The sequence below is a fragment of the Chryseobacterium barbadense genome, assembly GCF_042849955.1.
Classification (GTDB): domain Bacteria; phylum Bacteroidota; class Bacteroidia; order Flavobacteriales; family Weeksellaceae; genus Chryseobacterium.
Window position 1 is genome coordinate 1 of record NZ_BAAFHL010000124.1, and the last position, 3,230, is coordinate 3,230.

The window sequence follows — 3,230 nt, forward strand, 5'->3', positions numbered from 1 at the left end:
AAGATAGGCTGTGCCAAACCTGCCACAACATTCGCGAACAATGAATTTACACTGAATAAATGATCAATATCCACTGATTGAAGTCCTCCACTTCCGGTTATTTTTAACGTCGGATAGAATTGGGCTTTTGCCGCATTGGTCAATTCAAATGCATTCATCAGATTAAATTCCGCTCTCATTACATCGGGACGATTGGCCAATAACTGAGCAGGATATCCTAATTGGAGATTGATAGGAAGTTTCTGATTTTCCAACGTTGATCTTTCAATGGAGTGAGAGGGCTCTCCCATCAATAAGCTCATGGTATTTTCCAATAATTGAATTTGGGTGTCAATATCGATCAGCAAGGACTTGGCATTATAAACAAGGGCTTCACTCTGCTGCACTGCCACTTCCGTAAGGGTCCCTGCCTGTTTTAATGCTTTGGTTGTTTCCAGGTTTTTTTCACGAACTGCAATAGTTTCCCGAATGATTCTTTTCTGAGCATCAAAAGTCAGCAACTGATAATAGGCCGAAGCAACAGAAGCTACCAAATCACTTTTCACCGCTTTATGAGCGGCAACGGTTCCTAAATAAGTAGCCAGTTGTGCTTTTTCCTGCGCTTTCATTTTGCCCCACAGATCGGCTTCCCAGCCTAAACTTGCGGTAATATCAAATTGATTCACATATCTTCTTTCTCCGATGATCTGTCCGAATTGGGTATTCAAAGATTGGGTTTGAAATGTATAATTCGGCCCTACAGAAAGTGTCGGCTGATAAGCCGCTTTACTTTGTTTTAAATAGGCTTCAGCAGAAGTAATGCTTTGCAAAGCAATTCTGATATCCAGATTGTTATCCAGAGCTTTGGAAATATGCCCCTGAAGGATCGGATCCGTAAAAATTTCTTTCCAGGAAACATTGGCTATATTGGTGCTGTCCTTAAGCATATCTGTACGGAACAGCTTTTCATCAACCACACTTTTAGGTCTTTCATATTCCTTTCTTGTTGCACAAGACGAAACGGCACCTAAAATAGCAACTGAAAATGTTATTCCTTTTATGATGTTTAATAAACTCTTCATTTTAAAAAATTAGAAGTTAGTAATCAGAGATTAGAAGTTAGCCTAATTTTTAAGGGCTAGCTTCTAACTTCTCCAATTAATTTATTCAGCTAAATTGATCTCTTCTTTTTTGATAGGTTTGATTTTCTCCTGCAATGTTTCAAAGATCACATATAATACTGGGATTACAAAAAGCCCCAGAATGGTTCCTATCAGCAACCCGATCGCTGCTCCTGTTGCAATGGACCTGTTCCCTACCGCACCGATTCCACTTGCTAAAACCAACGGTAGAAGACCGAAGATAAAGGCAAAGGAGGTCATCAAAATAGGTCTTAACCTGGCTTTTGCGGCATTGATTGCAGACATGACGATGGTTTCCCCATGATGTCTTCTCTGAACAGCAAATTCCACAATCAGGATGGCATTTTTAGCGAGGAGTCCCACCAACATGATCAATGCAATCTGGAAATAAATATTGTTTTCCAAGCCCATAATTTTCTGTCCGAAATATGCACCCATCACTCCTAAAGGAAGTGATATTACCACCACTAAAGGCAGGATATAACTTTCGTATTGAGCTGAAAGGATGAAATAAACGAAGATCAGACTTAACGCAAAGATCAATAAGGTTTGTGAACCTGAAGCCAATTCTTCTCTTGATAATCCGGTAAATTCAACATCATAATTCGGACCTAACGTCTCTTTTGCTACCTGCTGTACTGCCCCGATTGCATCACCGGTACTGAAACCCTGTGAGTTGGCCCCCGTAATCTTTACTGAAGTAAACAGGTTATAACGGCTGACAGATTGTGGCCCGTAGGCTTTGGACAGGGTTACAAACTGTGAAATTGGCGACATTACCCCGGAACCTGTTCTTACGTACAGCTCATTCAGGTTATCTATACTTTGCCTGTTTTCAGGAAGAGCCTGAACCATTACTCTAAACTGTTTTCCATATTTAGTAAAGTCGGCAGTATAAATCCCTCCGATATATCCCTGCATGGTACTGAGAATGTCATTTACAGAAACTCCCATTTGCTTTGCCAAAGGAACATTGATTTCCATTTGATACTGAGGATATCTGGTATTAAATGAGGTCTGGGCAAATTCAATTTCTGGTCTGTCCATTAATTTACCGATGAATTCATTGGTTTTAACATCCAGATCCGCATATTCTCCACCTGCCTTATCCAGTAATACCATTTCAAAACCAGCGCTGCTCCCAAACCCGGGTACACTCGGCGGCTGAAAGAATACTATTTTGGCATCCGGGACTTTCCCTGAAATCCCAAACAGTTTTTTGGTGATATCTTCTGAGGTCAACCCATCTTTTTTTCTCTCATCAAAAGGCTTCAGTTTAACGAAAGCAAGACCGTTGTTGCTTCCGTTTCCGGATAAGAAACCTCTTCCTGTGGAAATGGTAACGTTTTGTACTCCCGGAATTTGCAATGCATTTTTCTGAAGTGTTTTCAAGGCATTGTATGTTCTTTCCATAGAAGCCCCAGGAGGAAGCTGGACATCGGTAAAGATAATCCCCCTGTCTTCCGTAGGTACGAACCCTTTTTTCATGGTAGAACTTGTCCAGAATAGAATTCCTCCCGTAATCGCAAAGTTGTTCAAAGTAACCCATTTATGTCTTAACAGAAATACAAAACCTTTTCCGTAACGATCTGTTGCCGTTTTAAAGGCAATATTAAATTTGTAGAAAAACTTCTGGATGAAGTTCAGATTCTGATATTTTTCATGGTGTGCCGCATGGGGCTTTAAGAATAATGAACATAAAACCGGACTTAACGTCAATGCATTGATCGCTGAGATAATGATTGCCACAATCAGCGTAACCCCAAACTGCTGATAGAAAACTCCCGTAGGACCTGTAATGAAAGTTACCGGGATAAATACTGATGCCATTACCAATGTAATTGAAATAATCGCTCCTGTGATCTCATCCATTGCTTCTACAGTTGCTTTTTTCGCATCAGCAATACCATGCTCCATCTTGGCATGTACTGCCTCGACGACGACAATGGCGTCATCAACCACAATCCCAATCGCAAGTACCAAAGCAAATAAGGTTAATAGATTTAATGAATACCCGAATAAATTCAGGAAGAAGAATGCTCCTACAATAGATACCGGAACGGCAATCGCCGGAATTAAAGTAGATCTGAAATCCTGCAGGAAGATATA

Annotated in this window: 2 protein-coding genes; both read right to left on the minus strand. The window is 40.6% G+C overall.

Translation table 11 applies throughout. The features are described 5' to 3' along the window. Window positions 1-1,061, minus strand: a 1,061-nt coding sequence (locus ACGHIN_RS17005) for a TolC family protein (RefSeq protein ID WP_390456337.1), incomplete at its 3' end; no start/stop codon positions are given. 81 nt (window positions 1,062-1,142) lie between these two features. Continuing rightward, window positions 1,143-3,230: efflux RND transporter permease subunit (locus tag ACGHIN_RS17010; RefSeq protein WP_390456340.1), on the minus strand; the 2,088-nt coding region annotated here is incomplete at its 5' end.